Here is a 26,693-nt window from a genome sequence, read left to right on the forward strand (position 1 = left end):
TATGAGCGGATTATCTATTTTAGTTATTCTTATGATGATTTGTGCCTTATGTGCTTTTGGACTTAGAAGCTATAAAAAAAGCCTTTTAGCATTTTGGGCTCAAACAGGAATTTTAATAGCCATATTTTATACTCTTGCTTCTACATATGAAGCGAGTGAGCTTTATTCATGGGCTAAGTTTGCATTTTTATCAAAATTTTTACTAATCCCAGCGATTATATACTTTTTGATTAGTTATGCTGGTTTTGAAAACGAAGACGAGCCAATAGGTGGATTTTTTGTTTCGCCATTTATCACACTTGTGCTTAGCTTGGCATTTGCTGTTGCACTTGCCAATGTATTTGCAAATTTCGCATTAATAAAAGATCAAATAGCACTTATTGGTGGTGGCTTTGTATTTATGGTGGGAATTTTTGGCTTTATATTTAGAAAATCATTTGTAAAGCAAATTCTTGCTTATTGCACATTTGAAAACGGCATACATCTAACACTTGCACTTACAGCTTACGACGCACATGAATTAGTTGAGCTTGGCATTATGACGGATGCGATCTTTGCAGTTATTATAATGGTTGCACTAGCGTTTAGATTTAACAGGGTATTTAACACACTAGATACCACAAAAGCTACGGATTTAAGGGGATAAGATGGGACTTTATGAACTTTTAGCAATGCAGCTTATATTTGCTGTAATTATGTTTTTTATGCCAAAGAATTTAAAATTTCTTAGCCCACTTCACATAGCTTTTAATACTATAAATTTAGTATTTATCATGTGCTTGGTTTTACAAACAGCAGGTGGCATGAAATTTAGTGCATTTGAAAATATTTTAGTTTTAGACGCACTTGGTGCTGTGTTTTTAACGCTAGTTGGTATAACTGGCTTTTTGGCTAACACATATGCTACAACTTATCTAAAATGGGAGTATGAAGCTGGCCATATAAACATTGGTAAAATTAAAAACTACTACGCATTAAGTTACGTATTTATATTTACAATGAGCCTTAGCTGCGTATGTAATAACATGGCTGTTTTATGGGCAGCGGTAGAGGCTACAACACTAGCTTCAGCGTTTTTAGTTGCTGTTTCTAGCGATAGAAAATCAACAGAGAGTGGCTATAAATACATCGTTCTTTGCTCTATCGGTTTAGCATTTGCACTATATGCAACTGTGCTTTTATACTCATCTAGCTACTCAGTTATGAGTGTTAGTTCTGATGCTATGTATTTTGACACACTTATAGCAAATGCTGCAAACTTAAATCCAGATGTGCTAAAACTCGTATTTATATTTGCACTTATTGGTTACGGCACAAAGGCTGGTTTAGTGCCTACTCACACATGGCTACCAGATGCACACGCACAAGGTCCAGCACCAACATCTGCTATGCTATCTGGAATTTTGTTAAAATGTGCAATGCTTGCATTAATTCGTTTTTACGCAATAGCTGGTCAAGCAATAGGCTTTGATTTTGTTGAAAATGCAATGATTGTGAGTGGTGGACTTACACTATTTGTTTCGGCATTTTTCCTTATTAGACAACACGACGTTAAGCGTATGTTTGCATACCACTCTATAGCTCACATGGGTGTTATAGCTTTTGCACTTGGCGTTGGAAGTATTTTAGGCGTGTTTGCTGCGATTTTCCACTGCATGGCTCACAGCTTTACAAAAGCCTTAGCATTTTGCTCTACTGGCAACATCGCTAGAATTTACGGCACAAAAGACATGCATAAAATGGGTGGCATGATGTATATAGCTCCGCTAACAACTGTATTGTTTGGAATTTCAATATGCTCACTTGTTGGTGTGCCAGGCTTTGCTATATTTGTTAGTGAATTTTGGACATTTAAAGCAGCCGCAGCAACAGGACAATACCTAGCAATAGCTGTATTTTTCATCACGCTTACTATCATTTTCATAGCTGACTTTTCACACTTTTTTATGTCAAGCTTTGGTCCAGTTGTAGGCAAAGTTCATTACAATAAAGAGATGAAGCTAAGCGAAAATTTACCACTTATCGCACTTGCTACACTTATAGTTGCGTTTGGTGTGTATCATTTTGATTGGTTTATGACGTTAGTTGATAACGCCGCTATGATAGTAACAGGCGCACAGAAAGGTATTTTATGAGAGGCGATAATTTAGTAGCAAAACTACAAGAAAAAGTAAATATTTTAGAAGTCACTAGACAAACTTTTAACCAAGTAACGGTTTTAGTTGATAGAAATGACTTGCCACTAGCCGTTAAAACACTATATTATGATATGGGTGGTTGGTTAGCCACAATGATAGCAAATGACGAAAGAAGCATAAATAAAAATTTTGCCCTTTATTATGTGCTATCTATGGAAGGTGGCAAGATGTTTGAGGGAGATGAGTTAGCACAAGAAGATAAGTGCTTTATCACAGTTCGCACTCTAATCCCACAAAATGAGACAACTTTCCCATCAGTAACTCCATACGTTCCAGCGTGTGTATGGTATGAAAGAGAAGCTTATGATATGTTTGGCTTGGTGGCTGAGGGATTACCAGATAAACGTCGTTTAGTATTAAGCGATGATTGGCCAGAAAATTTACACCCACTTAGAAAAGACGCTATGGAATACACTCACAGACCTGATGTATATGATCACAAAGATGAACCTAGCTATCCTTTTTTACGTCCAGAGGGCGAAAATGTTATTGATGTTCCGCTTGGACCGCTTCATATCACAAGTGACGAGGCTGGACATTTTAGATTGTTTTGCGATGGCGATACGATAGTAGATGCCGATTATCGTCTATTTTATCAACATCGTGGTATGGAGAAACTAGCTGAAAATCGCATGAATTATGATCAAATGGGATACTTGGCTGAGCGTGTGTGTGGTATTTGTGGTTACGCACACTCAATCGCTTGTATTGAAGCAGCTGAAAATGCAATGGGTGTAGAGGTACCTCTAAGAGCTCAGGCTTTACGTATTATATGCTCTGAAACAGAAAGACTTCACTCAAGTATGCTAAACATTGGTCTGGCCTGTGAAGTTACTGGCAACATGACTGGCTTTATGCATATGTTTAAGATACGCGAATACTCTATGGACTTAGCTCAAATCATAACAGGCGGACGTAAAACATATGGCAATATCATAATCGGCGGTCTAAGACGCGACATAACAAGTGAAGAGATTAAAAAGGCAATTGCACTTGTTAATAAAATAGACACTCAACTTACAGAATTTTGGGAAGCAACTATGTCTGACAAGCGTCAAGTTGGTAGATGGGAGGGCGTTGGTGTGCTTGATCGTCAAGTCGCACGTGACTTTAGCCCAGTTGGTCCAAACCTACGCGGCTCTGGATTTAACCGCGATGCTAGATATGATCACACTTACGGCTTTTTCAAACACATTGAGTTTAAGATAAGCGTTGAGCATGGCGGAGACGTTTTATCTCGTGAAACAGTTAGATATCACGAATTAAAATCAGCGCTATACACTATAAGACAGTGCTTAGAACTAATGCCTAACACTCCTATAAATTTAGGCGAAAATCTATATCACACGCCTGTTCGTGCTGAAAGTTATGCTTTTGGTTATGATGAAGCACCGCGTGGTGATAACTACCATTGGATCATGCAAGGCAGCACACAAAAAGTATATAGATGGAGAGTTAGAGCCTCTACATACGCCAACTGGCCTAGCCTTCGCTATCAATTTAGAGGCAACACCATAGCAGATGCGGCACTTATCGTTTGTTCGCTTGATCCATGCTACTCATGCACAGAGCGCGTAACGCTAACTGATATAAGAAGTGGCAAAAGCAAAGTGGTAGGCGAAAAAGAGCTAAAAGCACTATGTATAAATCCTAAAGAAGACATCACAAAGGATATAAGATGATGAAAATTTTTGATATCAACAAAAAATATGGCGTTGCTACACATGCATATCCTTTTGAACCATATCCAGTCACTGAAAATTTTCGTGGTCGCCCAAAGTATAAATTCGATCTATGTATAGGTTGTGCGGCTTGCGGTATAGCATGTCCGCCAAATGCCATAACAGTCGCACTAAAAGAGGATAAAAGTAAGCTTGTTTGGGAATTTAACGCTGGTCGTTGTATATTTTGCGGTCGTTGTGATGAAGTGTGTCCAACAGGTGCGATTAATCTAAGTCAAGAATTTGAACTAGCGGTTAAATTTGATAAAGATGCACTTATTCAGCGTGGCGAGTTAGAACCAGCTGTGTGCGAACAATGTGGCAAAGCATACAGCACAAAACGCCTAGTTAAACATACGCTAGATCGTTTAAGCAAAACAAACGTGAGCGATGAGAGATTACAGAGTGCAAAAAAATATATAAACATCTGCCCTGAATGTAAGCAGCATAATGCCGTAAGCAACATAACACAAGGTCAAGAAATGGAGATAAAATGAGCACTTATATAGTTCCTGAAGATATCGCAAAAGCAAACGACCTAGAAGCAAAACTAGCTCATCTAGGACGCATAAAAAGAAGCTTTAGTGTTTATAGAGTTGATTGTGGTAGTTGTAACGGCTGTGAGATTGAAATTTTTGCTGCAATTACTCCGATGTGGGATCCTGAAAGATTTGGCTTTAAATTAGTAGCTAGTCCTCGCCACGCTGATATTATCATCGTTTCAGGTCCTATCACACGTCAGATGTATTATCCACTACTTCGTGCTTATGAAGCAGCACCAGATCCAAAAATTGTAGTTGCTTTTGGTGCATGTGGGTCAAGTGGTGGGATATTTCACGATAGCTATGCTGTTCATGGTGGCGCTGATAAAGTAATACCAGTAGATGTTTATATCCCAGGATGTCCGCCGCACCCAGCTAGTATCATATATGGCTTGGCAATGGGACTTGGCATACTAGAGCAAAAACTACAAAAGATAGACTTTAAAGATGATAGTGGTGAAATTTTTGAAGTAAAAGAGTCACTTGTAGGCAATATACTATTTGAACGCGACGCACTTGCTAAAGCAAAATGGTTAATGAGCTATATATTTGGCAGAGAGCTATGTAGCAAATACCTAACCGCAGTCAATGATAGTGGCGATGCCAAAAATCCACAAAAGGTTAAAAAATCCCTTCAAGACGCGATAGCAAGACAAAAAGATCCAAGATTTGCTGAGTGTCTAGCACTACTACATAATGACGTCTATCCAAAGTATGTAAATACAACAAAAGATGACTTAATCGATGTAGTAAGCCCAAATGCAAAAGAGCTAGTTTGGAAGCTTAGATGGTAGAAATTTACAAGCTTACAAAACGTCATATTGATGCCAAAAATGAAGAGGAGCTAGAGAAATTTAGCCCTCAACTTGCTCAAGTAAAGATGTTTTCGACATTTGTCGGTCATGGGATTGGCACGATAGATTTTAGTGAAAAAATTGCACAAATGAGCGATGAAGAGTATGAAGATATGCTACAAAATTCTGGTGAATATACAAAATTTAAAATTGGCAATTTAAGCAAATATTTTGAAGTTGAAATTTTTCCAGAACACGCACAAGAGCTTTTAAAAGATATGAGCGATTGCAAATTAAAAGAGATTTTAAAAGAGCTTCAAGGTGGGTTTTTAGTCCTTCGCAAGGATTTTGTAGGCGTATGAAAAAGGCGATTTTGTGCGTCGGCAACGAATTAAGAGGCGATGATGCTATTGGCATAGAGTTGGGCAAATTAATTGAGCGTGAATATAGTGATTATAAAGTATTTTACGGCTATGACACACCAGAAGATGAAGTCTATGCCATCAAGACTTACGAGCCTGATTTGGTGCTGATAATAGATGCTGCGGTCGGCGACGATGATAGCCTAGAGGCTGAGTTTATGCAAAACGAAGCTGGTATCGCATTTAACACACACACTTTACCCATTCATATTCTTGCACGTTTTATTGGTGAGTTTTGCCCAAAGGTTTTATTTTTAGCTCTATTTATAAAACCTGAAAATTTTGCAGGCATAAGACAAGGACTTAGTAACCATGGAGAAAAAATCCTAAAAGCTGGATTTGAAAAATTTAAACAACTAAACTCAATCTTAAACACCAAAGATTAAAATTTTAAGCTTATTATGCGATAATTACGGCTTTAAATCAATTAAGGGCTAAAAATGCTAAGCGTATCTGAACTAAACGAACAGGCGAAATTTTTACTAGAAACACATTTTGAAAATATCGAAGTTGTAGGAGAAATTTCAAGGCTAACCAAACATAACTCAGGACATTGGTATTTTACCCTAAAAGATGACAAAGGCACGATATCAGCGGTAATGTATCGCATGAATAACGCCAAAGTTAAATTTAACATTAGTGATGGCACAAAAGTAGTTGTATCTGGTAAAGTCTCTATTTATAGCCCAAATGGAAGCTATCAGCTAATCGTTAATAACATGCGGCCAGATGGCATAGGTGAGCTAGAACTAGCATTTAATGAGCTACGAAAAAAGCTAGAAGCACAGGGGTTATTTGATACAAATCACAAAAAACAATTGCCAAATTTACCACGCAAAATCGCACTAATCACATCAGCTACCTCAGCAGCCTTAGCCGACATGCTAAGACTTATAAATGAAAGATTTAAATTGCCACAAATTTACGTATATGATGCATTAACTCAAGGCGAAAATGCACCCAACTCGCTAATAAACGCTCTAAAACGTGCCGATGCACACGACATGGACGTTATAGTAATGGGACGCGGTGGCGGAAGCAAGGAGGATTTGTGGTGCTTTAACGATGAAGCCTTAGCTAGAGCTATTTATGACGCCAAAACACCGATAATATCGGCAGTAGGACACGAGATAGACTATGTGATATCAGATTTTGTAGCTGATTATAGGGCACCAACGCCTAGTGCAGCAATCACAACACTACTACCAGATACAAATGATATATTTGAATATCTAGTAAATCAGCAAAATGAGCTAATAAAAAGCATGAAAAATAAAATTTACAACAACCAAACAAGGCTTGATTTGCTAAAATCAAAACTAAATCCAAACGTAATAAAACTACGACTTGAAGCAAAAATATCAAGTGCTAAAATTTTAAAAAATGAACTAAATAGGGCATTTGAGACTAAAATCATGAAATTTCAAACAAAAATAAATGAGCTTAAAATCGCACTAAACTCACACGAAAATTTTCATAAAAATACAAAAAATTTAATCCAAATCCGCCAAAATGAAAAACTCATAAGCTTAAATAAACTTAAAATCAATGATGAAATTGAGCTAATCTCGCAAGATAGCACAAAATACGCAAGAATTATCAGTGAAAAAATATAAATAATTTTTCTAATCTGCCGATGTGTTACATTTAAAAAGGAATTTAAATGATAAATGGCATAAGTGGGTTTAATACAAATCTAGCCCAAAGTTTGCAAACCAATAAGCACGAAAATAATTCAGCAATAAACACCAACAGTCTAAAAGAAATTTCTAACAATCAAGCAGCACAAAATGATAACCATATTTCATCTACTATAAAAGAGCTAAAAGACGATGAGCCTATAAAATTTGGCGGAGTTTTTTCGCTTAGCGGTCAAACGCTTAAAGGCGAGATTAGCACTTGGGGTAAGCTTATGGGTAGCGATAACTCAATGAGCAAAAAAGAGATAAATGAGCTAAAAAGCTTTGTCAATCAAACAAAGGCACTTGGGTTTGGTAGGCTTTATGATGAGATCTTAGGTAAGCAGCCAACTGATGTAGATGCGTTTGCTAAAAAATACGCATCATCAAATCTAGGACTTGGCTTTAATAGCAATGAAGAGGGATTTGGCATACTTGATAAGGCTCAAAGTATCGATGAGTTTAAAGATGCTTGGCTTGATTACTCTATTAGAAAATATCTTGGCGAACGAGAGGGTGTAGAGAGCATAACTATCGGCAAAGACAACATAGCAATACTTGCAAACAAAAACAAACCACCTGTGGAGTTTAAGACGCTTGGTGGAATAAATTACGAAGATGCTGAGAGTAGAGCAAAATTTATGGGGCTTATTAAAGCCGGGATGAAAAACGGGGCTGAGTTTCAAGATGTAGTTAAAAAGGTCATCTCACTATATAATACAACCGATACTCAAAAGCTTGATGAAAATAGCACTTTTACAGCCATAACTGGCAAAAGTAAAAACTCCAAAACTTATGACATTAACAAAGATGAAAAATTTACCTACTTGCAACGGCTTTTAAAGCTAGAGCAAGAAAAAGGCATAGATGTGCTTAGACTTATGCAAAAGCTTGAAGAAAAGGGTGAAAAAATGCTAGATAAAAGAGCATAAAAGCTCACTAAAGTTTAGCCTTTTGCCTATTTAATAATCAAAATATCGCAAAAGTTATACAAAAATAACGTTTTAAAAACCATTTTTAACCCAATACCTTTAAAACGCAAATTTAATAAAATCAGATAAAAATCAAAATTTTACGTTATAATCACTAAATTTTAAGGAGATGAGTTGAGAAATTCAAAGATTTTTATGGGGCTTTTTGTATGTTTTTCACTAGCGTTGTTGCTATATCTATTTAAACCATTTTTACTAAACATATTCATAGCAGCACTCTTAGCCGTTGCAACTTCAAACATCAACATAAAATTCCTACATCTAACAAATCACAACCGCACCATCTCAGCTGCCATGACTACCATCACGCTTTGTTTGTTATTTTTCGTGCCGTTTTTATACGCGGTCATTAGCATAGCAAAATACGCCGTCGCATTTGATGTAAATACAGCGATGCAAACGATAGAGTATATCAAAAACTACGATTTTACCCTGCCCGATGCACTATCGTTTTTAGAACCAAATTTAAAAGAAAGTCTAAACGATATCGATGTCAAAGCCATGCTAAATAGCATCATCTCATACGTAGCAAACATCGGCAAACTAAGTGCTTCGTTCTTGCTTGATATGATTTTTATACTGGTATTTTTCTTTTTTGCCAATCTCTACGGCACTGAGCTAATTGCATACCTAAAAAACGCCTTGCCAATGGAAAAAAACGATAGCGAATTTGTGCTAAGCGAAGTTGCAAACGTAATGAGCGTCGTGTTTTACTCTATCATAATCAACACAATAATTCAAGGATTTTTATTTGCTACAATCACAGGCATACTAGGATATGATGCGTTTTTAACAGGCATACTTTATGGATTTAGCTCACTCATACCAGTTGTTGGCGGAATTTTAATGTGGCTGCCACTTAGCCTTTATGAAATCGCCAACGGTTCAATCACAAATGCCGTTATTTTGGCACTTTTTAGCATAATTGTCATATCAGTTATAGCTGATACATTTTTAAAGCCTTTGGTTATAAAATTTATAAACTCCAAACTAGTTAAAATCCCTACAAACATCAACGAACTACTCATATTTTTTGCAATGATAGCCGGAATGGGGACTTTTGGCTTTTGGGGGCTTATACTAGGCCCAGCAATTGTGACATTTTTTATATCTACAATTAAGCTATACAATCTCTTAAAAGATCGTATCTAAGCACCGTTTGAGTGCCAAATGCAAAGTGAGCCAGGATTAAATACATCGTCGCTAAAACCAATTTCAAGCATCGTGCCATCAACCACAATATCGCCATTATTTACTGCATTTTGTAGCACTTGAGTAAAATTTTCATTCCATTTGTTTTGTTGTATAAAAGCCTTGTGTTTTTCGCTAACTTCGCCTAAAATTTTACTCTGAAATCCAAACGGTTCTAAATGCACACATCTTACATGCGGTGCGATACTTGCCACCACTTTAAACCAATTATCATGGATCTGATTTACTTGCTCTATAGAGTGCGAAGTAAAAACAAACACACACTCATAGTTCTTATTTTTAACGATGTCTAAATTTGGACTTAGATGATTAAAATGAAAAAACTCAGCCTTCATATTTGGCGTTGCGGCGGCTAATTTTGTAGCGATATCAACGCCACTTTGTGTAAATTCTCCACCATAATATTTTAAATTTGTATCACCACCGTTATAAAACATATTTATTAAATTTCTACCATACCCACACCCAAGCTCCACGACGCAATCATATGGTCCAGTTTCATCCATCACATCAATTAAATACTTCTCAAACTCAAATCTGCTATGGTATGGTGCGATCATCATTTTGCCCATACTAGATGTTACTCTAAATATAGGCGTTGCAGTATCAAATATAAAGTTTTCATCTTCTATTTGCAATTTCTCCCACTCAGCCTCGCCAGTTTTTATATCGACACTTAGTCTATATTTTCGCTCTTTTTTCTCAAGCTGTTTTATTGCTTGATAGCCGTTATACCCCCCCCCGTAGGCACTCATCCATAAACTTAGCCCTATACGCCCAAGCACTTTCGTAAAAATTTTGCCACCTTTGTTCCTGATATGCCATTTATGCTCCTTTAAAATATTTTATCTACTCACTCACGAGTATATATCCACTTTCGCTGATATTTTTAAACTTAACCCCAAGCTCCTTTTTAAGACGCAAGATTACATTTTGTATTGCCCCTTTGCTTGGACCTTTTGCATCATAGACAAAATTTTCTATCATATCATAGGTTACTAATTTGTTTAAATTATATGCAAAAAGCCAGAAAAATTTATTCTGCAAAAAGGTCAAATATATCTCTTTACCATCTTTAAAAATTTTTTCTTTATTTAAATTTATACTTATACTTTTGTTTATTTGTATGATTTTTTCATTTTTTTCAAAGGTCAATGAGATAAGCATGGATCTTAACTCTTGTATGTCAATTGGCTTTTTTAAAAATAGTGTCGCACCTGCTTCAATGCTTTTTACCAAATTTATATCAGTATCATATGATGTAAATACTATAAATTTTTGCGTCGGCTTTAAGGACAATATCTCTTTCATCATCTCAAATCCATTTAAATTTGGCATATGAATATCTGTTATAATTATATCTATTTTGTTGCTTTTAAAGATATCAAGTCCTTCAATTGCGTCACTAGCTCCATACACCCTACCGCAATAAGGCTTTAGCCCACCCACCAAAACACTCCTTGCCATTTCGTCATCTTCCGCTATTAAAACGCTTATTTGTTTTAGCATGTCAAGTGATTTGCTAATCATTCACTTCCTTTAAATTTATATCAAAGCTTAGCTCAAAAATTGTTGGATTTGCCATATTTTTTAAAGCAAGATTGCCATTTATCTTTTCATTTGCCAATTTTTTGCCAAAATACAAGCCAAATCCATTACCATAACTCTTAGTCGTCTTTGGCTCACTAAAAATCTTATCTTTCATTGCTATATCGACACCACTTCCATTTTCGATTATTTTAATATAGCATTTTTGTTCATCAAAGCTAGTTTTTATAATAATTTGCCTTTTTGACATATCATCAAATTTATCAATGAGCGCATCTTTTGCATTATGGATTAAAATAAGCAAAATTTGCTGTATGATGTTTTGTTTCTGAGATATGATAACATCATCAAATTCTTGCAATATCACCTTAATATTTGCTTTAGTAAGCTCTGCATGCATAAGAGAGAGTAAATTTTGAATAGATTTTTTTACGCTAAATATTTGTATGTTTTCACTAGCTTTGTAAAAATTTCTAAAAATCTCAATTGTATCACTTAGTAAAGTTACTGATTTATGTCCGTTTTGTAGCATTTGATTTAGTGTTTTTTCGGTTAAGTTTTTTTCATTTTGTAACATTTGAAGCGTTGTTATCATGAGTTTTATGGAATTTACAGGCTGGATAAATTGATGATTTATCCCGCTTATTAATTCACCAGCTTCGCTCATTTTTGTTTTGTGAGCTAGGATTATTTCGTATTCGTCTTGTTTGTTTTTTATCTTTTTATACATAAAATTGTGTAAGAAATTTGCTATAAAAGCTAGTGTAAAAAATGCAAAAAGCAGTATGAGAGAATTCTTTAAAGTAGCCTGCAATAGCTCATTTATCTCTTTTTGGTTATCAGTTCCTGCGCCGATAAACCAGTCAAGAAGTGCAATCGGAGCAATAGATATAAAGTGCGAATTAAGATTAATACTTTCAATATCATCTGATTTTAAAAAAAGCTCTTTAAATGTTGTTTGTATTTTATTTTTTAACTCTTTGTCACTCATTTTTGTCAAAATCTCACCATTGTGTGCCATAATAAAAGTATATGAGTTTGGTGGCAGTTTGAGATTGGCTATGTTATCAAATATTCCATCAAGCGAGACCACTCCGCAAAAAGCAGCGATAAATTTTCCATCTTTATGGTTTGGGACGCATAAATTTATAGTTGGTTTTTGCAAAACATTGTGATAATTTATAAAATTTATGCTTGGTGCGTTGTTTGTTTTTGTCTCTTCAAACCAAATTAATTCTAAAATTTGCTCCTTGCTTAATCCATGATCTTGTGCTGTAAGCTCTGTGCCATTGACAAATATTCTACCATCATTTTTCAAAAGCTGAACTAGATCAAAATCTTTTTGATTAGTATAAAATTCTTTAATAAATTTATTGATTTTATCCTCGTTTTCTAATATATCTGAGTTTTGCATAAATTTTGAAATTCTCTCAAGCGAGTTGATGCGTTCATCAAGCCATGAGTTAAAAACTGTAACTATATTTTGACTTGTAACAATTTTGTTTTTATTTGATAGCTCTATGATCTGTTTTTTAGAGCTATCAAAGATATTTATGCCAAGCAACACCACAAAGATAGTGCAAAGCAGTATGATGGCGTAAAATTTAAAGTTTGCTTTTATCAATCGCTTTTGCCTAGTGTTAGTATTTTGCACCCCGTCATAGCAAACAAAACAACAAAGCACACACTAAATCCAAACAGTGTGCAATCAGCCATGCTTAGAAATTTTTGTGATGGCACAAGATACCAGCCATCAGCATACAACTCAATTAACGATCTTTGCATATCGCTAAGCACGACATTATCTGGCACAATAGGATTATCATATCCACAATCTCCTGTTGGCAAGAACCAATTGGGTGCTAATTCATGAAGTGGTAAGCCAAATGGATAGCTTGGCTCAGTGGAGCAACCTTGCACACCAAATGGATCATCACCATGAACGGCGTGGTGAATTTTTGCTAGTTTTAGACTATACATTATGCCTTGCACTGCACCCCAAAACGCAAACAAATATCCAAAAATCAAAAATGCCAAATTTTTAGGATTGATGGCTGCTATAATGCCGCCAAGTGCCATGCATAAAAATGCAAAGCGAATATACACACACTGCTCACAAGGTGGCATATAAAGGTATTTTTGAAAAAGTGAGTGAGCCAGTATAACTAGCCCTATGCTTAAAAATGTCATTAAAAGCCACACAAAGCGTGAGCTTTGCCAAGATGCTATTTTTGATATCAAACTCATTTTAAGCCTTATTTTTTAAGCAATTCTTCAATTAAATTTGCCATTTGATCAATTGATGTGATTTTGGCTGTCATAATTAGATATTTGCCATTTACTACAAATGCTGGAACGCCTTGAATCTTAGCTACGTCGTAGCTCTCATCCCATTTTGTTAATAAGCTTTTAACCTTCTGGCTACCCAAAGCTGCTTCATAATCAGCCTGACTAACGCCAGCCGCTTCAAGTCCAGTCTTTAAAAAAGCTTCTTCATTTGCCCCATCATTCCAACGCTCTTTTTTGTCATGATAAGCCTTATAATACGCCATTTTTGCTTTTTTAAATAGTGAATCGTCACTAAGTAAATCAATGCCTTTTGCTTCATCCATTGTCGCTAAAACGGCTAAAATTTTACTAGCTGCTTCACCATATTCACCTTTGGTTTTTAAATGATACGGCACAAATTTTAATCCGCTCACCTTACTAACGACTTTTGGCGTTACTGATTTGTCATACTTATAACAAAATGGACAAGCATAACTAAATACTTTTGTTAGCGTTTGATTATCAACTGATAGTGGCTTTTCTAACTTGATATAATCTACGCCTTCACTAAATGCACTTAGACTTACAGCACCAAAAAGCGCAACTACAGCTAAAAACTTTGCTGGTTTAATGAATGTTTTCATATTCAACTCCTTGCGATAATTTTAATGCTATTTTATATTATAAATTCATCGCAAAAATCACACCAAAATAAATTTAAAATAAATTTTAATCAAATTATATAAAATTAAAAATTATATAATAATGAAAAGGTAAAATATAAATTTTAAAATAAATTATAAAATTTAAGTAATATTTAATATTTATGAGACTTTTAAATGATTTTTTGAGTTTATAATGTCATTTGATTAAATATAAACATTTTATAAAGGAGAAATTTATGAAAAAAACACTTTCTTCAGTTGCGTTAGCTGCTATTTTAGTTGGTGGCTTTACTACAAATGCACTTGCTATCGGCGGTCCGAGCGGTTCGCATATTGACTACGCGATCCCTGGCAAACTTGGCGAAGTAGTCGTAAATCCTTATGATATCGCTCCACTTACGGCAGTTATTAAAAGTGGCGGATATACGATAAAAGATGTTAAGGTTACTATCGTTCCTAAAAAAGATGGACAGACTATTAGCTATGCAGTCGCAGATAAGCATATCAGAACTCACGGCGGTATCCCTGTTTTTGGTATGTATCCAGACTATCAAAACACGATAGAGATTGAATACACTAAAATTTACAAAGGTCAAGAAGAAAAGATAAAAGAAACATATAAAATTTACGCCCCAGCTATCTATCTAGAAAGCACAGGCATGCCTAATCAAAAAGGACCACTTTTTGATAAGATCGAAGTCGTAAAAGCCGCAAGTGGTAAATTTGCAAACAGATTATACTATGTAAATAACTTCGTAAATAAAACCGGCAAAGGCACAAAAGTCGTATGGAACAACCCAGCTGGTGGCGCGATAGAGTGGAACTACACTCCAAACAACTTCGTTCTTGACACAAAAGGCGAGGTTAGATGGTATCTTGAGCCAAGCAAAATTTATAACTTAAAAACTCCGATGAATGCTGGCGTTATGATGGGCTTTAAGCAAAATCCAGATGGTGCTATGACTTGGGGTTATGGACAGCACTATGTAAAATACGACATCATGGGTAGAGAAATTTTTAACCGCGAACTACCAGCTCAGTATAATGACTTCTCGCACTCTATGGATGTGATGGATAACGGACACTACTTGCTTCGCGTGGCAAACGCTAACCTAAAACGCGCCGATGGTCGCAATGTCCGCACAGTTCGCGATGTCATCGTAGAAGTGGATCGTGATGGCAATGTTGTTGATGATTGGAGACTTTATGAGATTTTAGATCCGTACAGAGATACAGTTATTAAAGTTCTTGATCAAGGTGCGGTGTGCCTAAATATCGATGCTAGCAAAGCAGGTCATACAGCAAGTGCTGATGAGTTAGCGATGATGGATAAAGAGGAAAAATGGGGCGATATCGTAGGCGTTGGACCTGGTAGAAACTGGGCTCATGTAAATAGCGTCGATCACGACCCAACAGACGATAGCATCATCATCTCAAGCCGCCACCAAAACGCAGTCATCAAAATCGGACGCGATAAAAAAGTAAAATGGATCATTGGCGGGCACAAAGGCTGGAAAGATCAGTTTAAAGATAAGCTTCTTCAGCCAGTTGATAGCAAAGGCAACAAGATCGTTTGCGAAGACGAATACACAAAATGCCCTGGATATGAAAGTGAAAAAGGTGGCTTTGACTGGCAATACACTCAGCACACAGCATTTAGAATCGATAGCAAGTCAAAACCAGGCGTTGTATATCTAACCGTCTTTGATAACGGCGATAGTAGGGGATTTGAGCAACCAGCTATTGCAGGCATGAAATACAGCCGTGCAGTAGTCTTTAAAGTAGATGAGAAGGCAAAAACAGTCGAGCAAGTCTGGGAATACGGCAAAGAGCGTGGTGCAGAATGGTATAGCTCTGTTACATCTTTAACTCAGTATCAAGATGATTTAAACTCAATCTTTGCTTACTCAGCGGTTGCTGGTATGCAGTTTGATATCGCAACTGGTCGCCCAGTAGGTCTTCCAAGCCCACATATCAATGAGTTTGAATGGGGTGCAAAAGAGCCATCGGTTGAGATCAAAATGACAAATGCGATGGGATATCAGGCGTTTCCATTTAGTGTAGAAAAAGCGTTTTCTAAGTAATATATTTCGGTGTCAAATCTGGCACCGACTACTTAATATCTTCAAATTTTAATATTAAGCTTTAATTAATCTATTTTATTAATAAATTTTATTTTAAATCATTATAAAAAATTGCATGATTTTTTATATGTCCAAAAAAAATCAAATCCGCAAAATAAATTTTTGCTTTATTTGTTGTTGCCTTTTTAGTTATTGTAATATTTGGCTATTACATAAAGTTTGACATATTTACAAACGATACAAATTGCTAAAATAAGCAATATTTTGTATTTAATTGTTATAAAATTTAGCTTATTTTCTCGACAGCGTCACGACTTGCTATCTCTCGCTCATCGCCTTTTAACTCACGTATATATCCATCTTTTGCTAGTATGATACGCTCTGCCACATCGAAATAATTATCATCATGTGAGATAGCTAGTATAGTTATGCCACGTGATTTTAAAAGCGGTAAAATTTCCCTATAAAATACACGCTTAAACACCGGATCTTGATCCGCCGCCCACTCATCTAGCACAAGCAAACTTCGCCTTTCGCATAGTGCTAAAAATAAACTAAGGCGTTTTCGTTGTCCTTGCGATAGCGATGTCGTGCTTAATTTTCCATCTATTACGCTTACTTTTTCATCAATATCAAGCAAAACAAGCAAATCCTTAACCTCATCTTCACTTAAACTTTTGCCTTGGTTATCAATAACCTGCGAAAATAGATAAAACTCGCTAAAAATTGCTGAAATTTTACTTTGATAATCGCGTAAGTTTTTATGTGATATTTCAGTATCATCTAGCATTATTTTACCGCTACTTGGCTGCAGCAAGCCGCAAAGTAGATTGCAAAATGTGCTTTTGCCACTACCATTTTTACCAATTAAAAACACTATTTCGCCACGTTTTAGTTCTAAGTTTAGATTTTTTAATCCAAATTTATCATTGTATTTAAAATTTATGTCTTGAAATTTAATGCTTTTCCAGTCGTTATTTAAGCTATTTTGCACATCAAAACCATCTGAAAAATCAACAAAATTTAGTGCCATAATCTTTTCAAAACTAATTTTAGCCGCAAGCATTGTAGGTATTGAGCTAACAAGTGCGTTTAACGAACCGCGTAAAAATAGTATAGTAAGCCCTACGGTTACGGCTGTTTGCATACTTGCCCACTCTAGCGATATGGATAAAAATATACACATCCCAACTAATCCAAGAAGCATAATATTGCTCCAATTATCGCTTATAGAGTGGTAGATATCAGCACGAATTAGATTGTATTTTTTTTGCTGAGCTACGACATCAAACTCAGCAAAACTAAGCTCTGCTCTTGCTCTATTTAGCATAAGCTCTTTATGCCCTTCAACAGAGTCCTCAAAACTAGCCTGAAGTGCGTCATCACTGGCACGTGCAAGTTTGAAATAGTGATGAATTTTACTCATAAAATAAGTACCAACGCTAAGCGTGACGCCAATCCATATAAAAATAAAAACAAAAAGTTTAGGCGATATTACAAGTAAATAGATACTAACTGCGATGATAAAAACAAGCCCTTGAATAAGTCCAGGTGCTGACATAAATGCAAACGATATACTTCTAATGTCGTTATTTAAACTAGCGATTATTTTTGCTTTGCCAATTAGTTCTATTTGATAGCTTGGCGTGTCAAGTAGGCGCTTTACAAGCTCTTTTCGCATATTATAAACTAAATTATGCCCAAATTTAGCCAATGTAATATTTGCATAAATTGAAGCCGACAAAAACACTAAAAGTAGTGTAATAAATTGCAAAATCACACTTAAATCAAATTTAGTTATGGTTAAAATTTTAGAGTTTATAAATGACAATGTGGCTATGCCAAGACCACTGTAAATGAGTGTTAGGATGACTATTTTGATTAGGTGAGGTATGCTTTTTTTAAGTAAGTTTTTTATCATTTTCGCTTCTTTTGTAAATTTTAGTAGATTATATCAAAAGCCTACTTTTTGAGTTATAAATTTATGAGCTATGTTTTATTTAAAGAGGATTTTAAATTTGCCAAGCGTTTTACTTGGCAAAATTTGCTATAAAATTGCGTTTTTAAGCGATACTCCTAGCTCTGAGCTAAAATCTTGATTTTTGCCTATTTTTTCTATTATTTTGCCTTTTTGCATAAGCATTATCTCATCACAAAACGCACGTGCTAAGCGAAAATCATGCGTTATAAATAAATAACTCATCCCCTCTAAGCTATCAAGTAGTTTTAAAATTTCAGCCTGAAGTGGCAAGTCAAACGCCGATAAGCTCTCATCCAAAATAAGAAATTTAGGCTTAATTATTAAAGCCCTAGCCAGATTTACTCTACCTAGCTCACCTCCGCTTAAGCTTAATGCAGGTTTGTTTAAATACTCGTGTTTGATATGAGTTTTTTCACATATTTGCATGATTTGCTCATCTTTTTGACGCTCATTTAACTTGCTTAAATGATTTAGCGGTTCACTTAGCACCTGCTTAACGCTAAAGCTTGGATTTATCGCACTAATTGGGTCTTGAAAGACAATTTGAGCCATTTTGTAAAACTCACGCCTTTTGCTTAGTGTATCTAGTTTATGCGTTTTATTGTAAAATTTTATCTTTCCGCTTTGTGGTGTGTTTAGTCCCATGATGATTGAAGCTAAAGTGCTTTTGCCACATCCAGATAGCCCCATAAGCCCCATTTTTTGCCCTATTTTTATCTCAAAATTTACATCATCTAAGACTTTTTCGTATCTACTGCCACGTAAAAACGAGTAGCTTTCATAACCAAAAGTTAGGTTTGAAATCTCAAGTGCGTTCATTATGCGTTCCTTACGATGCTATATGCATTTAGTAAATTTTGAGTAGCCCTGTGTTTTGCATGATTAAATATTTCATTAATATTTCCACGCTCAACTATCTCGCCATTACTCATTACAAGCACATCATCTGCCATTTTTTTAACTACACCAAAATCATGAGTGATTAGCAAAATGCCGATATTTTTTTTCGTTTTTAACTCAAGCAAAAGCTCCAAAATAGTATTTTGAGTAATTAAATCCAAATCAGTCGTAGGCTCATCAGCAATTATAAAATGCGGCTGTTTAAGCAGTGCTAAGGCTATCATTGCACGTTGAAGCATACCGCCACTTAGCTCAAATGGATACTTTTTAAGGTTTTCTAACCCTAGCCCAACATCATTAAAAACTTGCTTAATAAGCTCATCTTTGTTTTTAGTACCACTTTTAATGCTCTCTTTAGCATGAGTGTGAATACTTAAAAGTGGATTAAATGCCGTTCTTGGATTTTGCATAATTATGCTTATTTTTTCCTTTGGTTGGCTTATTTTTATATCGCTTTTGTATCCGTTTGGTGTCATGCCAAATATCGCCATCGCACTTAGACTTTTGCCACTGCCACTTGTTCCTATAAGTGCGGTTATATGCGAATGCGATAGTGTAAAATTGACATTTTTAAGTAAAAAATTCTTATTATTATATATGCTTATGGCTACATCAAGGTTGCACATTTTCATCCTTTAATATTGCTTTGTTGCCAAGCTTATCACGCAAATAATCCCCCAGCACATTAAAGCTCATTACGGCTAAAAATAGTGCAAATCCAGGATAGTAAATAAGCTCTGGAGCTGTAAATAAAAACTCTTTTGCGTCACTTATCATTATGCCCCACTCAGCCTCAGGTGCTTTTACGCCAAGCCCTAAAAAGCTAAGCCCAGAGATATGAAGCATGATATGTCCTATATCTAAACTTGCGACTATAATACATTGAGCAATTATTGGATAAAGCATGTTTTGAGTGAAATTTTTAAACCCAGATGCGCCTGAAATTTTACTTATCATCACATACTCTTTGTTTTTTAAATTTAGCACAACCGAGCGAATAATCCTAGCATACCATGCCCAGTGAGTTATAGCTATAGCTATGATGACATTTACTAATCCTGTGCCTAAAATTCCTACCAAAAATAGCGACAATACAATCGTAGGAAGTGCAAAAAATACGTCACAAATTCTCATTAAAACCTGATCCGTCTTACCGCCGACAAACCCAGCCACAGCCCCAACCAAAAAGCCAAAAGAGAGTATTAAAAATAGCGTAACAAAAACAGCACCAAGAGAAATTCTAGCACCATAAATTAGCCTTGACAATACATCTCGTCCTAAATGATCCGTGCCTAAAAGATGCGTTGATGAGATTTGAGCAAATTTATTGCTTAAGTTTATCTCATCTGGTGTAAAAGGGGCTATGTAGTTTGCAAAAATAGATACAAAAACAAGCACAAAAATGATACTTAAACTGCTAAAAAGTAGAATTTTTTTCATTTTACACCTAGCCTTATACGCGGATCTATAAAGGCATAGCTTATGTCTATTAGTAGGTTTGATATGATAAAAATTACACTAAAAAGTAGCATAAAAGCTAGTATAACTGGATAGTCGTTGCTAATGATGGCTGTGATAATGTAACTACCAATGCCAGGATAAGCAAAGACATTTTCAACTACTATCGCTGCGCCAACAAGCTCTCCAAAGTGCATGCCCATGGCGGTTATAACCGGTAAAAGAGCATTTTTAAGCACATGCTTAAGTATAAGCCCAAAACCGCTTACTCCACGCATTTTAGCATACATTACGTGGCGTGAGCTGATATTTTCTAGCATGTTTGCACGTATAAATCTAGCATTTATAGCAATTGACATAAAGCTAATTGCAAATCCAGGCATGATAAGGTGCATAAACGTCCCACTTCCAAATGGTGGAAGCAAACTAAAATGCACTGAAAAAATGCTAATTAATATAAAACCTAACCAAAAATTTGGTGTAGATACGCCCAAAAACGCAAAAATTCTAACCAATAAATCAATAAATTTATCTTTATACATCGCACCCAAAATTCCAAACAGAAGCGATAAAGAAAATGTAAGAAATAACCCAAATAGCACAAGTTTTATGCTATTTGAAAAATAATAACCTATATCTTTGCTAACATCTCTGCCAGTTATATACGATTTGCCTAGATCTAGCTTTATGGCGTCTTTAAGCCATATGCCATATTGTGTTAAAATAGGCTTATCTAGCCCTAGTTCGGCTCTTGCATGTGCTAAACTCTCCTTAGTAGGCGTGATACCAGATGCGTTTAGATAGCTCATCGCCGCATCAGTTCCATTTAGCCTAAGCATACAAAATATAAAAAGCGATACCACAAAAAGTATCGGTATCGCTAGCAATGTTCGCTTAAAAATATATTTTTTCATTTTAGTTTCATTTTGTTAAACTCAATATCATTTGCAAGATTTAGTGCTTTAACGCCATCAAGCTTTTTGGAGCTTATTGCGATATTTGTTTCATGAGATATCGGCAGATAAATAGCCTCATCATGCAATTCTGTTAGCACTTCTTTTATGAGCTTGTCTTTTTTATCATCATCAAAAGTTGCCAAAATTTCTGTGATTTTCTCATCTATTTTAGATTTGTTTGCTAGTCCAAGCTGTGCTTGATAATCAGCATGAGACGGACTTCTCATAGAGCCTAAAAATATCTCTGGATCGTATGGTATGCCCCAAGTTCTATTATAAGTGATACCAAAATCGCCAGTTCTTTGTTTTTTGTAAAAGATTGAACTTTCTTCTGCTTTTAAGTTTAACTCTACCCCGATTTGTTTAAACTGAGCTTGTAAAATTTCAGCTATCGATTTATACATAGCATTCGTGCCGATATATGTTAGCTCAATGCTTAATTTTGCACCATTTTTATAACGATAGCCATCTTTTGCTTTTATCCAGCCATCAGATGTTAAAATTTCATTGGCCATTTTTATGTCATATGCATATTCTTTTGCGTTTATATCGCAATGCGGTAAGCTTTTAGCAAATAAAAATGATGCTGTTTTTTGAGTATCAAAAAATACAGATTTAACAATAGCATCTTTATCTACGGCTAAATTTAGTGCTTTTCTCACACTTAAATCACTCGTTGGTGCCTTATTTGAGTTTATAGCTAATGCTAAAGTATTTATAGGTTCTGAAATTTCAACATTAAAGCTCTTTTTTAAATCAGCCAAAACATCAAGCGGAATTTGCTCACTTTGATATATTAAATCAGCTTCACCAGTTTTAAGAGCAATCACTTTTGTATTTGGATGTGGGATAACTTTGCCAACTATTTTTTTAATTTTTGCTTTTTCGCCCCAATAGTTTTCATTTATAACAAAGGTATCTTTTACGCCAAGCTCAGAACTTTCTAGCTTGTATGTGCCAGTGCCTACTGGTGCCTTTATGCCATCTTTGCTATCGCCATTTATGAGAGAATTTGGCGAGACAAATCTAAATGGACGAATTAGGCTTAACTCTTTTACAAGTGGAGCGTATGGTTTGCTTAGATTAATTGCTACTTTGTATTCACTTAGCACATCAACGCTTTGAATTAGATTTGCTGACTCTAGCCATTTGTGACGTTCACGGTTAGCTAGTATGGCATCAAAATTTGCCTTGACTGCGACGGCATTAAATTTCACACCATCAGTAAAACTCACATCATCACGCAACTCAAACACATATGTTTTGCCGTCATTTTGCACCTCCCAACCTTTGGCAAGATGAGGCTTTATTTCTGCGTTTGTGTCATATTTACTAAGTCCTTCATAAAGCATGTTTTGTGCAAACATCTCATTTGGAGAGTATAGGTGTGGATTTAGTGGTCCTACATTTTTTGTCATGACAAAATTTAGCTGCTCACTAGCAAACAGCACACCAACACCAAGACTCAAAGAGAGTGCAATTTTTTTAATCATTGTTTATCCTTTATTATAAGAATGTTAAAGTTTGTTTCGTGTTATTTTAATAAAATTAGTATTATTTGTCAATAAAATTTAACATTTTTTATTATTCTTTTGTTTAAAAAATATGAGTTTTACTTTTTGATTAGCGATAAATTTACATTAATTACTTATGCGATATATTAAACCACCTACAAACAAAGATAGGTAAATTTGCAAGTGGTGGCTAAATTTACATTTACGACTTTGCTTAGTTTAAATTTCAAAGCAAGTCAAACTTAAATGTATCTGAAATTTCACAATTTGAATTAATCAACGCTTTAAATTTAACACCCATAAACTCAAGTTCAAGCTCGTAAAATGCTCCTAAAAATCTAGCACTTAGCACCTTTGCCTCGTATCTATCACCAGCTATGACTTGCTCAGGGCGAAACATATAATTTCTATCCTTTAGCCACTGTGCAAACTCATGCGGTAAATTTTCACAATTATCTACGTGATTTATCTGCCCTAAAAATCTCGCCACTTCTAAATTTTTTGGATGAAAATACAGTTTCTTTGGCGTATCTACATCAAGCACCTTACCAGCCTTGATAAGGGCTATCTTATCGCTTAACATAAAAGCGTCCTCTTTATCGTGCGTCACCATTATGGCACTTATGCCGTTTTGCTTTATCATCTGTTTTAGCTCTACCCTTAAAGTGTGGCGAAGGTTGTGATCGAGATTTGCAAACGGCTCATCTAGCAAAAGTAGCTTCTCTTTGTTTGCCACAGCCCTTGCAAATGCGACACGTTGAGCCTGTCCGCCTGAAATTTTATCAACCATCTTATCTTTTATCTGCGTGATTTGAAATTTATTAAGTAACTCATCTATGACAACGTTTCGCTCACTTTTTGGCGTTTGATGCAGGGCAAAGGCGATATTTTCTCGCACATTTAAATGTGGAAAAAGAGCGTAGTTTTGAAACATCATAGCAACTCCGACGCCGTCTTTGACTGCGATCTGTCCGCTATCACTTACCTCAAGCCCAGCTATTATGCGTAGCAATGTGCTTTTACCACATCCGCTCTCGCCCAAAATGCTTAAAATTTCACCCTCTTTTAGCTCTAAACTCACATCTTTTAGCACCTCTTGAGCGTTAAAGCTTTTGTTTAAATTTGATATTTTTAAAATTTCAGTCATATTTTTTCCTAGATATAAGCTCGAGCCAAACAACGGCGATTAGCGATAAAAACACTATCAAAAACGACGGCAACGCAGCCGCATAAAGCCTTTCATCCGAAGCGTAAAAAAACGCCCTAATGCTTAGCGTTTCAAAGCCAAGCGGTCTTAGTATGAGCGTGAGCGGAAGCTCTTTGATAATGTCTATAAAAACCACGATTAATGATAAAAAGAAAAAGTGCCTTAAAAGCTTAAAATGCACACCAAAAAAGAGCTTTGACTTACTTTTATTCATAAGCAAACTCGCATCATCTATCACTCTTGGTATCTTTGCGTAACCGCTCTCGAGTGCATAAACTGAGGTGGCTAAAAACCGCACGATATAGCCAAAAATCAGCACAAAAAAGCCACTTGCTAAAAATCCTGTGCTAAAATTTCTATCAAAATAGCCAAAAACTATCATGATACAAAGCCCCACACTCGCACCCGGCAAGGCGTATCCAAGCGAGGTTGATTTGAGTAAAAATGTGTTAAAGTTTTTGTTTTTTATGATCCTAGTTGCAAAGACTAAGAAAAAGCTAACGGCTGTGATTAAAACCGCGGCAAGCACGGCTAAGCCAAGCGAGTTTAACGCCATCTTAACAAACTCAAAGCTAAAGCTATCAATAGTCGCCACAGACCAGTAAAGTAGCCACATAAATGGAAAGAAAAACGCCAAGCAAAACACCACCAAGCACCACAAAAAGGCAAAAATTTCAGCTGTCTTGCTTAGAGTTTTTGGCTGAGTGAAGGATGAGGTGTTGTGAGTGTTAAAGCTGTATGATTTTTTACTCTTATTTATATGCTCAATTATCATTAAGATAAATACAAAAATCATCAGCATTCCGGCTAGAAATGACGCTGAGTAACTATCCACTAGATCAAACCAGAGCTTAAAAATCCCAGCTGAAAAGGTATGCACCCCATAATACGCAGCCGTACCATAATCGCTAAGAGTTTCCATAAGCACGAGCATAGCACCACCGATGATGGCAGGGCGCGAGATGAAAATACCGACTTTATAAAACATCGCAAATGGTGAAATTTTATAGATTACACAAGTGTCAAAAAGTGTTTGAGACTGCGTTTTAAAAGATGTTTTGGCAAACATATAAATGTATGGATAAAGCGAGAGCGAAAGCACGAAAATCGCCCCATAAACGTTCATAAAATCAAACCGAGTGCCAAAAATTTGGTGAAAATATCCACCATGCTCCATAATGCCAACATAGCAAAAGCTAAAAATGTAAGCCGGAATGGCAAGTGGGAGCATTAAGGCATATTCAAAAAACCTCGAAAACAAAAAGCGATAGTTTGCTACCAGCCACGCAGAAATGGTAGCGATAACGATACTAAGGCTTAAAACACCAATGCTTACTATAAAAGTATCTTTGATATACCTTAAAAATAAATATTCAAAGAAGTGCGAAAGTAGCGAATAATCGCCGAGTGCGACTTCAAAAAATATGCTAAAAATGGGGATTAAAATAATAAGGGCGATGAGTATCGCCCAAAATTTTATGCCAAAGTTTCTCACTATTTCCAGCCGACCATATCGTAAATTTTGATCGCTTCGTTAGTGTTTTTCACGCTTTTATAAAGTGGAGTTGTGTCCTCTTTAAATGAGCCAAAATTTTTAATAACTTCGTGTGGCTCAACCTCTTTGTTGATAGGGTATTCGTAGTTGATACCTGCGAAAATTTTCTGAGCTTCAGGGCTTACCATAAACTCCATAAATTTAATCGCATTTTCTTTGTTTTTAGACGCTTTTGTAAGAGCAATACCGCTGATATTTACGTGTGTGCCTGACTTTTCTTGATTAGGGAAAATCACGCCCAAAACCTTAGCCGCCTCGACATCTTCAGGTTTTGGTGAGTTTAGTAAAAGTCCAATGTAGTAAGTGTTCATCACAGCCACTTTGCCCTCTTTGGCATAAATTGCCTTAGCTTGATCTCTATCGCCGCCTTTTGGATCACGTGCAAGGTTGTTTAGTGTGCCTTTTGCCCACGCGATAGCTGCGTCTTTGCCGTCATTTTCGATGATCGTAGCAAGAAGTGACTTGCTATATGGAGCGGTTGAGCTTCTAATTAGCAATTTGCCTTTTAGCTCTGGTTTTGTTAAATCTTCGTAGTTTTTAATGCCACTCGCGTCAAAGTCACGCTTATCGTATGCGATGATTCTAGCACGTTTTGAGATGGCATACCAGTAGCCTTCATCGTCGCGGTAGTTTTCAGGGATTATGCTGTTTAGCACCTCTGATTTTACCGGCTGTAAAACGCCTTTTTGCTTTGCAGTGTGGAAATTCCCAGCATCAGCTGTGATGAAAATGTCAGCTTGTGAGCTTGCACCTTCAGTTTCAAGCTTTTTAATCAGCTCTCCGCCACGTGCTTGTGTGGCATTTACTTTTATGCCTGTTTTTTCTTCAAACAACTTGTATAATAGGTTATCAGCGTCGTAGTGACGTGCTGAGTAGATATTTACCTCGCCATTTGCTAGTGCAAAAGAAGCAAGTGCCAAAAGTGCCAAAATGGGTTTTTTCATTTGTAATCCTTGTTTTGAAATTTGGATTTCAGGATTGTAACAAAAGTATCTTA

General features: G+C 35.9%; 25 protein-coding genes. 11 read left to right on the forward strand and 14 right to left on the reverse strand.

All coding sequences use genetic code 11. The features are described 5' to 3' along the window. The first annotated feature begins 1 nt into the window (after nucleotide 1). From hyfE to LQU93_RS04260, 10 genes are all read left to right on the forward strand, one after another. A complete protein-coding gene (gene hyfE / locus LQU93_RS04215) occupies nucleotides 2-646 on the forward strand; it encodes a hydrogenase 4 membrane subunit (protein ID WP_229932643.1) in 645 nt (214 codons plus the stop codon). Between the two features lies 1 nt (nucleotide 647). Beyond that, the gene (locus tag LQU93_RS04220) at nucleotides 648-2,135 is read left to right on the forward strand and encodes a proton-conducting transporter transmembrane domain-containing protein (RefSeq protein WP_229932644.1); all 1,488 of its coding nucleotides are present in this window, start codon (nucleotides 648-650) and stop codon (nucleotides 2,133-2,135) included. Next, nucleotides 2,132-3,880 carry a hydrogenase large subunit gene (locus tag LQU93_RS04225; protein ID WP_229932645.1) on the forward strand — a complete coding sequence of 583 codons (1,749 nt, stop codon included), beginning with the start codon at nucleotides 2,132-2,134 and terminating at the stop codon, nucleotides 3,878-3,880. The genes LQU93_RS04220 and LQU93_RS04225 overlap by 4 nt, the downstream gene beginning before the upstream one ends. Continuing rightward, nucleotides 3,877-4,416 carry a formate hydrogenlyase complex iron-sulfur subunit gene (locus LQU93_RS04230; RefSeq protein WP_229932646.1) on the forward strand — a complete coding sequence of 180 codons (540 nt, stop codon included), beginning with the start codon at nucleotides 3,877-3,879 and terminating at the stop codon, nucleotides 4,414-4,416. The genes LQU93_RS04225 and LQU93_RS04230 overlap by 4 nt, the downstream gene beginning before the upstream one ends. Beyond that, the gene (locus LQU93_RS04235; protein ID WP_229932647.1) at nucleotides 4,413-5,255 is read left to right on the forward strand and encodes an NADH-quinone oxidoreductase subunit B family protein; all 843 of its coding nucleotides are present in this window, start codon (nucleotides 4,413-4,415) and stop codon (nucleotides 5,253-5,255) included. The genes LQU93_RS04230 and LQU93_RS04235 overlap by 4 nt, the downstream gene beginning before the upstream one ends. After that, nucleotides 5,249-5,617: a formate hydrogenlyase maturation HycH family protein gene (locus LQU93_RS04240; RefSeq protein WP_229932648.1), complete on the forward strand. Its 369-nt coding sequence runs from the start codon at nucleotides 5,249-5,251 to the stop codon at nucleotides 5,615-5,617. Before LQU93_RS04235 ends, LQU93_RS04240 begins: the two co-directional genes overlap by 7 nt. Continuing rightward, the gene (locus LQU93_RS04245; RefSeq protein ID WP_229932649.1) at nucleotides 5,614-6,063 is read left to right on the forward strand and encodes a hydrogenase maturation protease; all 450 of its coding nucleotides are present in this window, start codon (nucleotides 5,614-5,616) and stop codon (nucleotides 6,061-6,063) included. Before LQU93_RS04240 ends, LQU93_RS04245 begins: the two co-directional genes overlap by 4 nt. A gap of 54 nt (nucleotides 6,064-6,117) precedes the next feature. Beyond that, complete coding sequence (xseA, locus tag LQU93_RS04250) at nucleotides 6,118-7,293, forward strand: exodeoxyribonuclease VII large subunit (protein WP_229932650.1); 1,176 nt, start codon at nucleotides 6,118-6,120, stop codon at nucleotides 7,291-7,293. Between the two features lie 47 nt (nucleotides 7,294-7,340). Beyond that, the gene (locus LQU93_RS04255) at nucleotides 7,341-8,288 is read left to right on the forward strand and encodes a hypothetical protein (RefSeq protein ID WP_229932651.1); all 948 of its coding nucleotides are present in this window, start codon (nucleotides 7,341-7,343) and stop codon (nucleotides 8,286-8,288) included. A 174-nt stretch (nucleotides 8,289-8,462) separates the two neighbouring features. Then, a complete protein-coding gene (locus tag LQU93_RS04260) occupies nucleotides 8,463-9,500 on the forward strand; it encodes an AI-2E family transporter (protein ID WP_229932652.1) in 1,038 nt (345 codons plus the stop codon). On the opposite strand, the gene LQU93_RS04265 is transcribed toward LQU93_RS04260, so the two are convergent. The 5 genes from LQU93_RS04265 to LQU93_RS04285 form a co-directional block, all read right to left on the reverse strand. Beyond that, nucleotides 9,497-10,315 carry a hypothetical protein gene (locus LQU93_RS04265; protein ID WP_229932653.1) on the reverse strand — a complete coding sequence of 273 codons (819 nt, stop codon included), beginning with the start codon at nucleotides 10,313-10,315 and terminating at the stop codon, nucleotides 9,497-9,499. The genes LQU93_RS04260 and LQU93_RS04265 overlap by 4 nt on opposite strands. A gap of 94 nt (nucleotides 10,316-10,409) precedes the next feature. After that, the gene (locus LQU93_RS04270; RefSeq protein ID WP_229932711.1) at nucleotides 10,410-11,087 is read right to left on the reverse strand and encodes a response regulator transcription factor; all 678 of its coding nucleotides are present in this window, start codon (nucleotides 11,085-11,087) and stop codon (nucleotides 10,410-10,412) included. Beyond that, nucleotides 11,083-12,732: a sensor histidine kinase gene (locus LQU93_RS04275; protein ID WP_229932654.1), complete on the reverse strand. Its 1,650-nt coding sequence runs from the start codon at nucleotides 12,730-12,732 to the stop codon at nucleotides 11,083-11,085. Before LQU93_RS04275 ends, LQU93_RS04270 begins: the two co-directional genes overlap by 5 nt. Continuing rightward, entirely contained in the window at nucleotides 12,729-13,355 is a 627-nt protein-coding gene (gene dsbI, locus LQU93_RS04280) for a protein-disulfide oxidoreductase DsbI (protein WP_229932655.1), read from the reverse strand. Before dsbI ends, LQU93_RS04275 begins: the two co-directional genes overlap by 4 nt. 8 nt (nucleotides 13,356-13,363) lie before the next feature. Beyond that, nucleotides 13,364-14,020 (reverse strand): thiol:disulfide interchange protein DsbA/DsbL, encoded by a 657-nt coding sequence (locus LQU93_RS04285; RefSeq protein ID WP_229932656.1) that lies wholly within the window; start codon nucleotides 14,018-14,020, stop codon nucleotides 13,364-13,366. A 257-nt stretch (nucleotides 14,021-14,277) separates the two neighbouring features. Between LQU93_RS04285 and LQU93_RS04290 the strand changes: the two genes are divergently transcribed. Continuing rightward, a complete protein-coding gene (locus tag LQU93_RS04290; RefSeq protein ID WP_229932657.1) occupies nucleotides 14,278-16,125 on the forward strand; it encodes an aryl-sulfate sulfotransferase in 1,848 nt (615 codons plus the stop codon). A 286-nt stretch (nucleotides 16,126-16,411) separates the two neighbouring features. On the opposite strand, the gene LQU93_RS04295 is transcribed toward LQU93_RS04290, so the two are convergent. From LQU93_RS04295 to LQU93_RS04335, 9 genes are all read right to left on the reverse strand, one after another. Beyond that, entirely contained in the window at nucleotides 16,412-18,046 is a 1,635-nt protein-coding gene (locus tag LQU93_RS04295) for a multidrug ABC transporter permease/ATP-binding protein (protein ID WP_229932658.1), read from the reverse strand. Between the two features lie 126 nt (nucleotides 18,047-18,172). After that, a complete protein-coding gene (locus LQU93_RS04300; RefSeq protein ID WP_229932659.1) occupies nucleotides 18,173-18,925 on the reverse strand; it encodes an ABC transporter ATP-binding protein in 753 nt (250 codons plus the stop codon). Beyond that, nucleotides 18,925-19,632 (reverse strand): ATP-binding cassette domain-containing protein, encoded by a 708-nt coding sequence (locus LQU93_RS04305; RefSeq protein WP_229932660.1) that lies wholly within the window; start codon nucleotides 19,630-19,632, stop codon nucleotides 18,925-18,927. The genes LQU93_RS04300 and LQU93_RS04305 overlap by 1 nt, the downstream gene beginning before the upstream one ends. After that, nucleotides 19,619-20,446, reverse strand: coding sequence for a nickel ABC transporter permease subunit NikC (nikC, locus tag LQU93_RS04310; protein ID WP_229932661.1), 828 nt, complete (start codon nucleotides 20,444-20,446; stop codon nucleotides 19,619-19,621). Before nikC ends, LQU93_RS04305 begins: the two co-directional genes overlap by 14 nt. Then, complete coding sequence (locus LQU93_RS04315) at nucleotides 20,443-21,378, reverse strand: ABC transporter permease subunit (RefSeq protein WP_229932662.1); 936 nt, start codon at nucleotides 21,376-21,378, stop codon at nucleotides 20,443-20,445. The genes nikC and LQU93_RS04315 overlap by 4 nt, the downstream gene beginning before the upstream one ends. Next, nucleotides 21,375-22,913, reverse strand: coding sequence for a nickel ABC transporter substrate-binding protein (nikA, locus tag LQU93_RS04320; RefSeq protein WP_229932663.1), 1,539 nt, complete (start codon nucleotides 22,911-22,913; stop codon nucleotides 21,375-21,377). The genes LQU93_RS04315 and nikA overlap by 4 nt, the downstream gene beginning before the upstream one ends. 247 nt (nucleotides 22,914-23,160) lie before the next feature. Beyond that, complete coding sequence (locus tag LQU93_RS04325) at nucleotides 23,161-24,072, reverse strand: ABC transporter ATP-binding protein (protein ID WP_336245578.1); 912 nt, start codon at nucleotides 24,070-24,072, stop codon at nucleotides 23,161-23,163. Nucleotide 24,073: 1 nt separating this feature from the next. Next, nucleotides 24,074-25,636 carry an ABC transporter permease gene (locus LQU93_RS04330; protein WP_229932665.1) on the reverse strand — a complete coding sequence of 521 codons (1,563 nt, stop codon included), beginning with the start codon at nucleotides 25,634-25,636 and terminating at the stop codon, nucleotides 24,074-24,076. After that, nucleotides 25,636-26,640 carry a Fe(3+) ABC transporter substrate-binding protein gene (locus LQU93_RS04335; RefSeq protein WP_229932666.1) on the reverse strand — a complete coding sequence of 335 codons (1,005 nt, stop codon included), beginning with the start codon at nucleotides 26,638-26,640 and terminating at the stop codon, nucleotides 25,636-25,638. The genes LQU93_RS04330 and LQU93_RS04335 overlap by 1 nt, the downstream gene beginning before the upstream one ends. Nucleotides 26,641-26,693 lie beyond the last annotated feature (53 nt).

It is taken from the genome of Campylobacter majalis, from assembly GCF_905120465.1.
GTDB lineage: Bacteria > Campylobacterota > Campylobacteria > Campylobacterales > Campylobacteraceae > Campylobacter_A > Campylobacter_A majalis.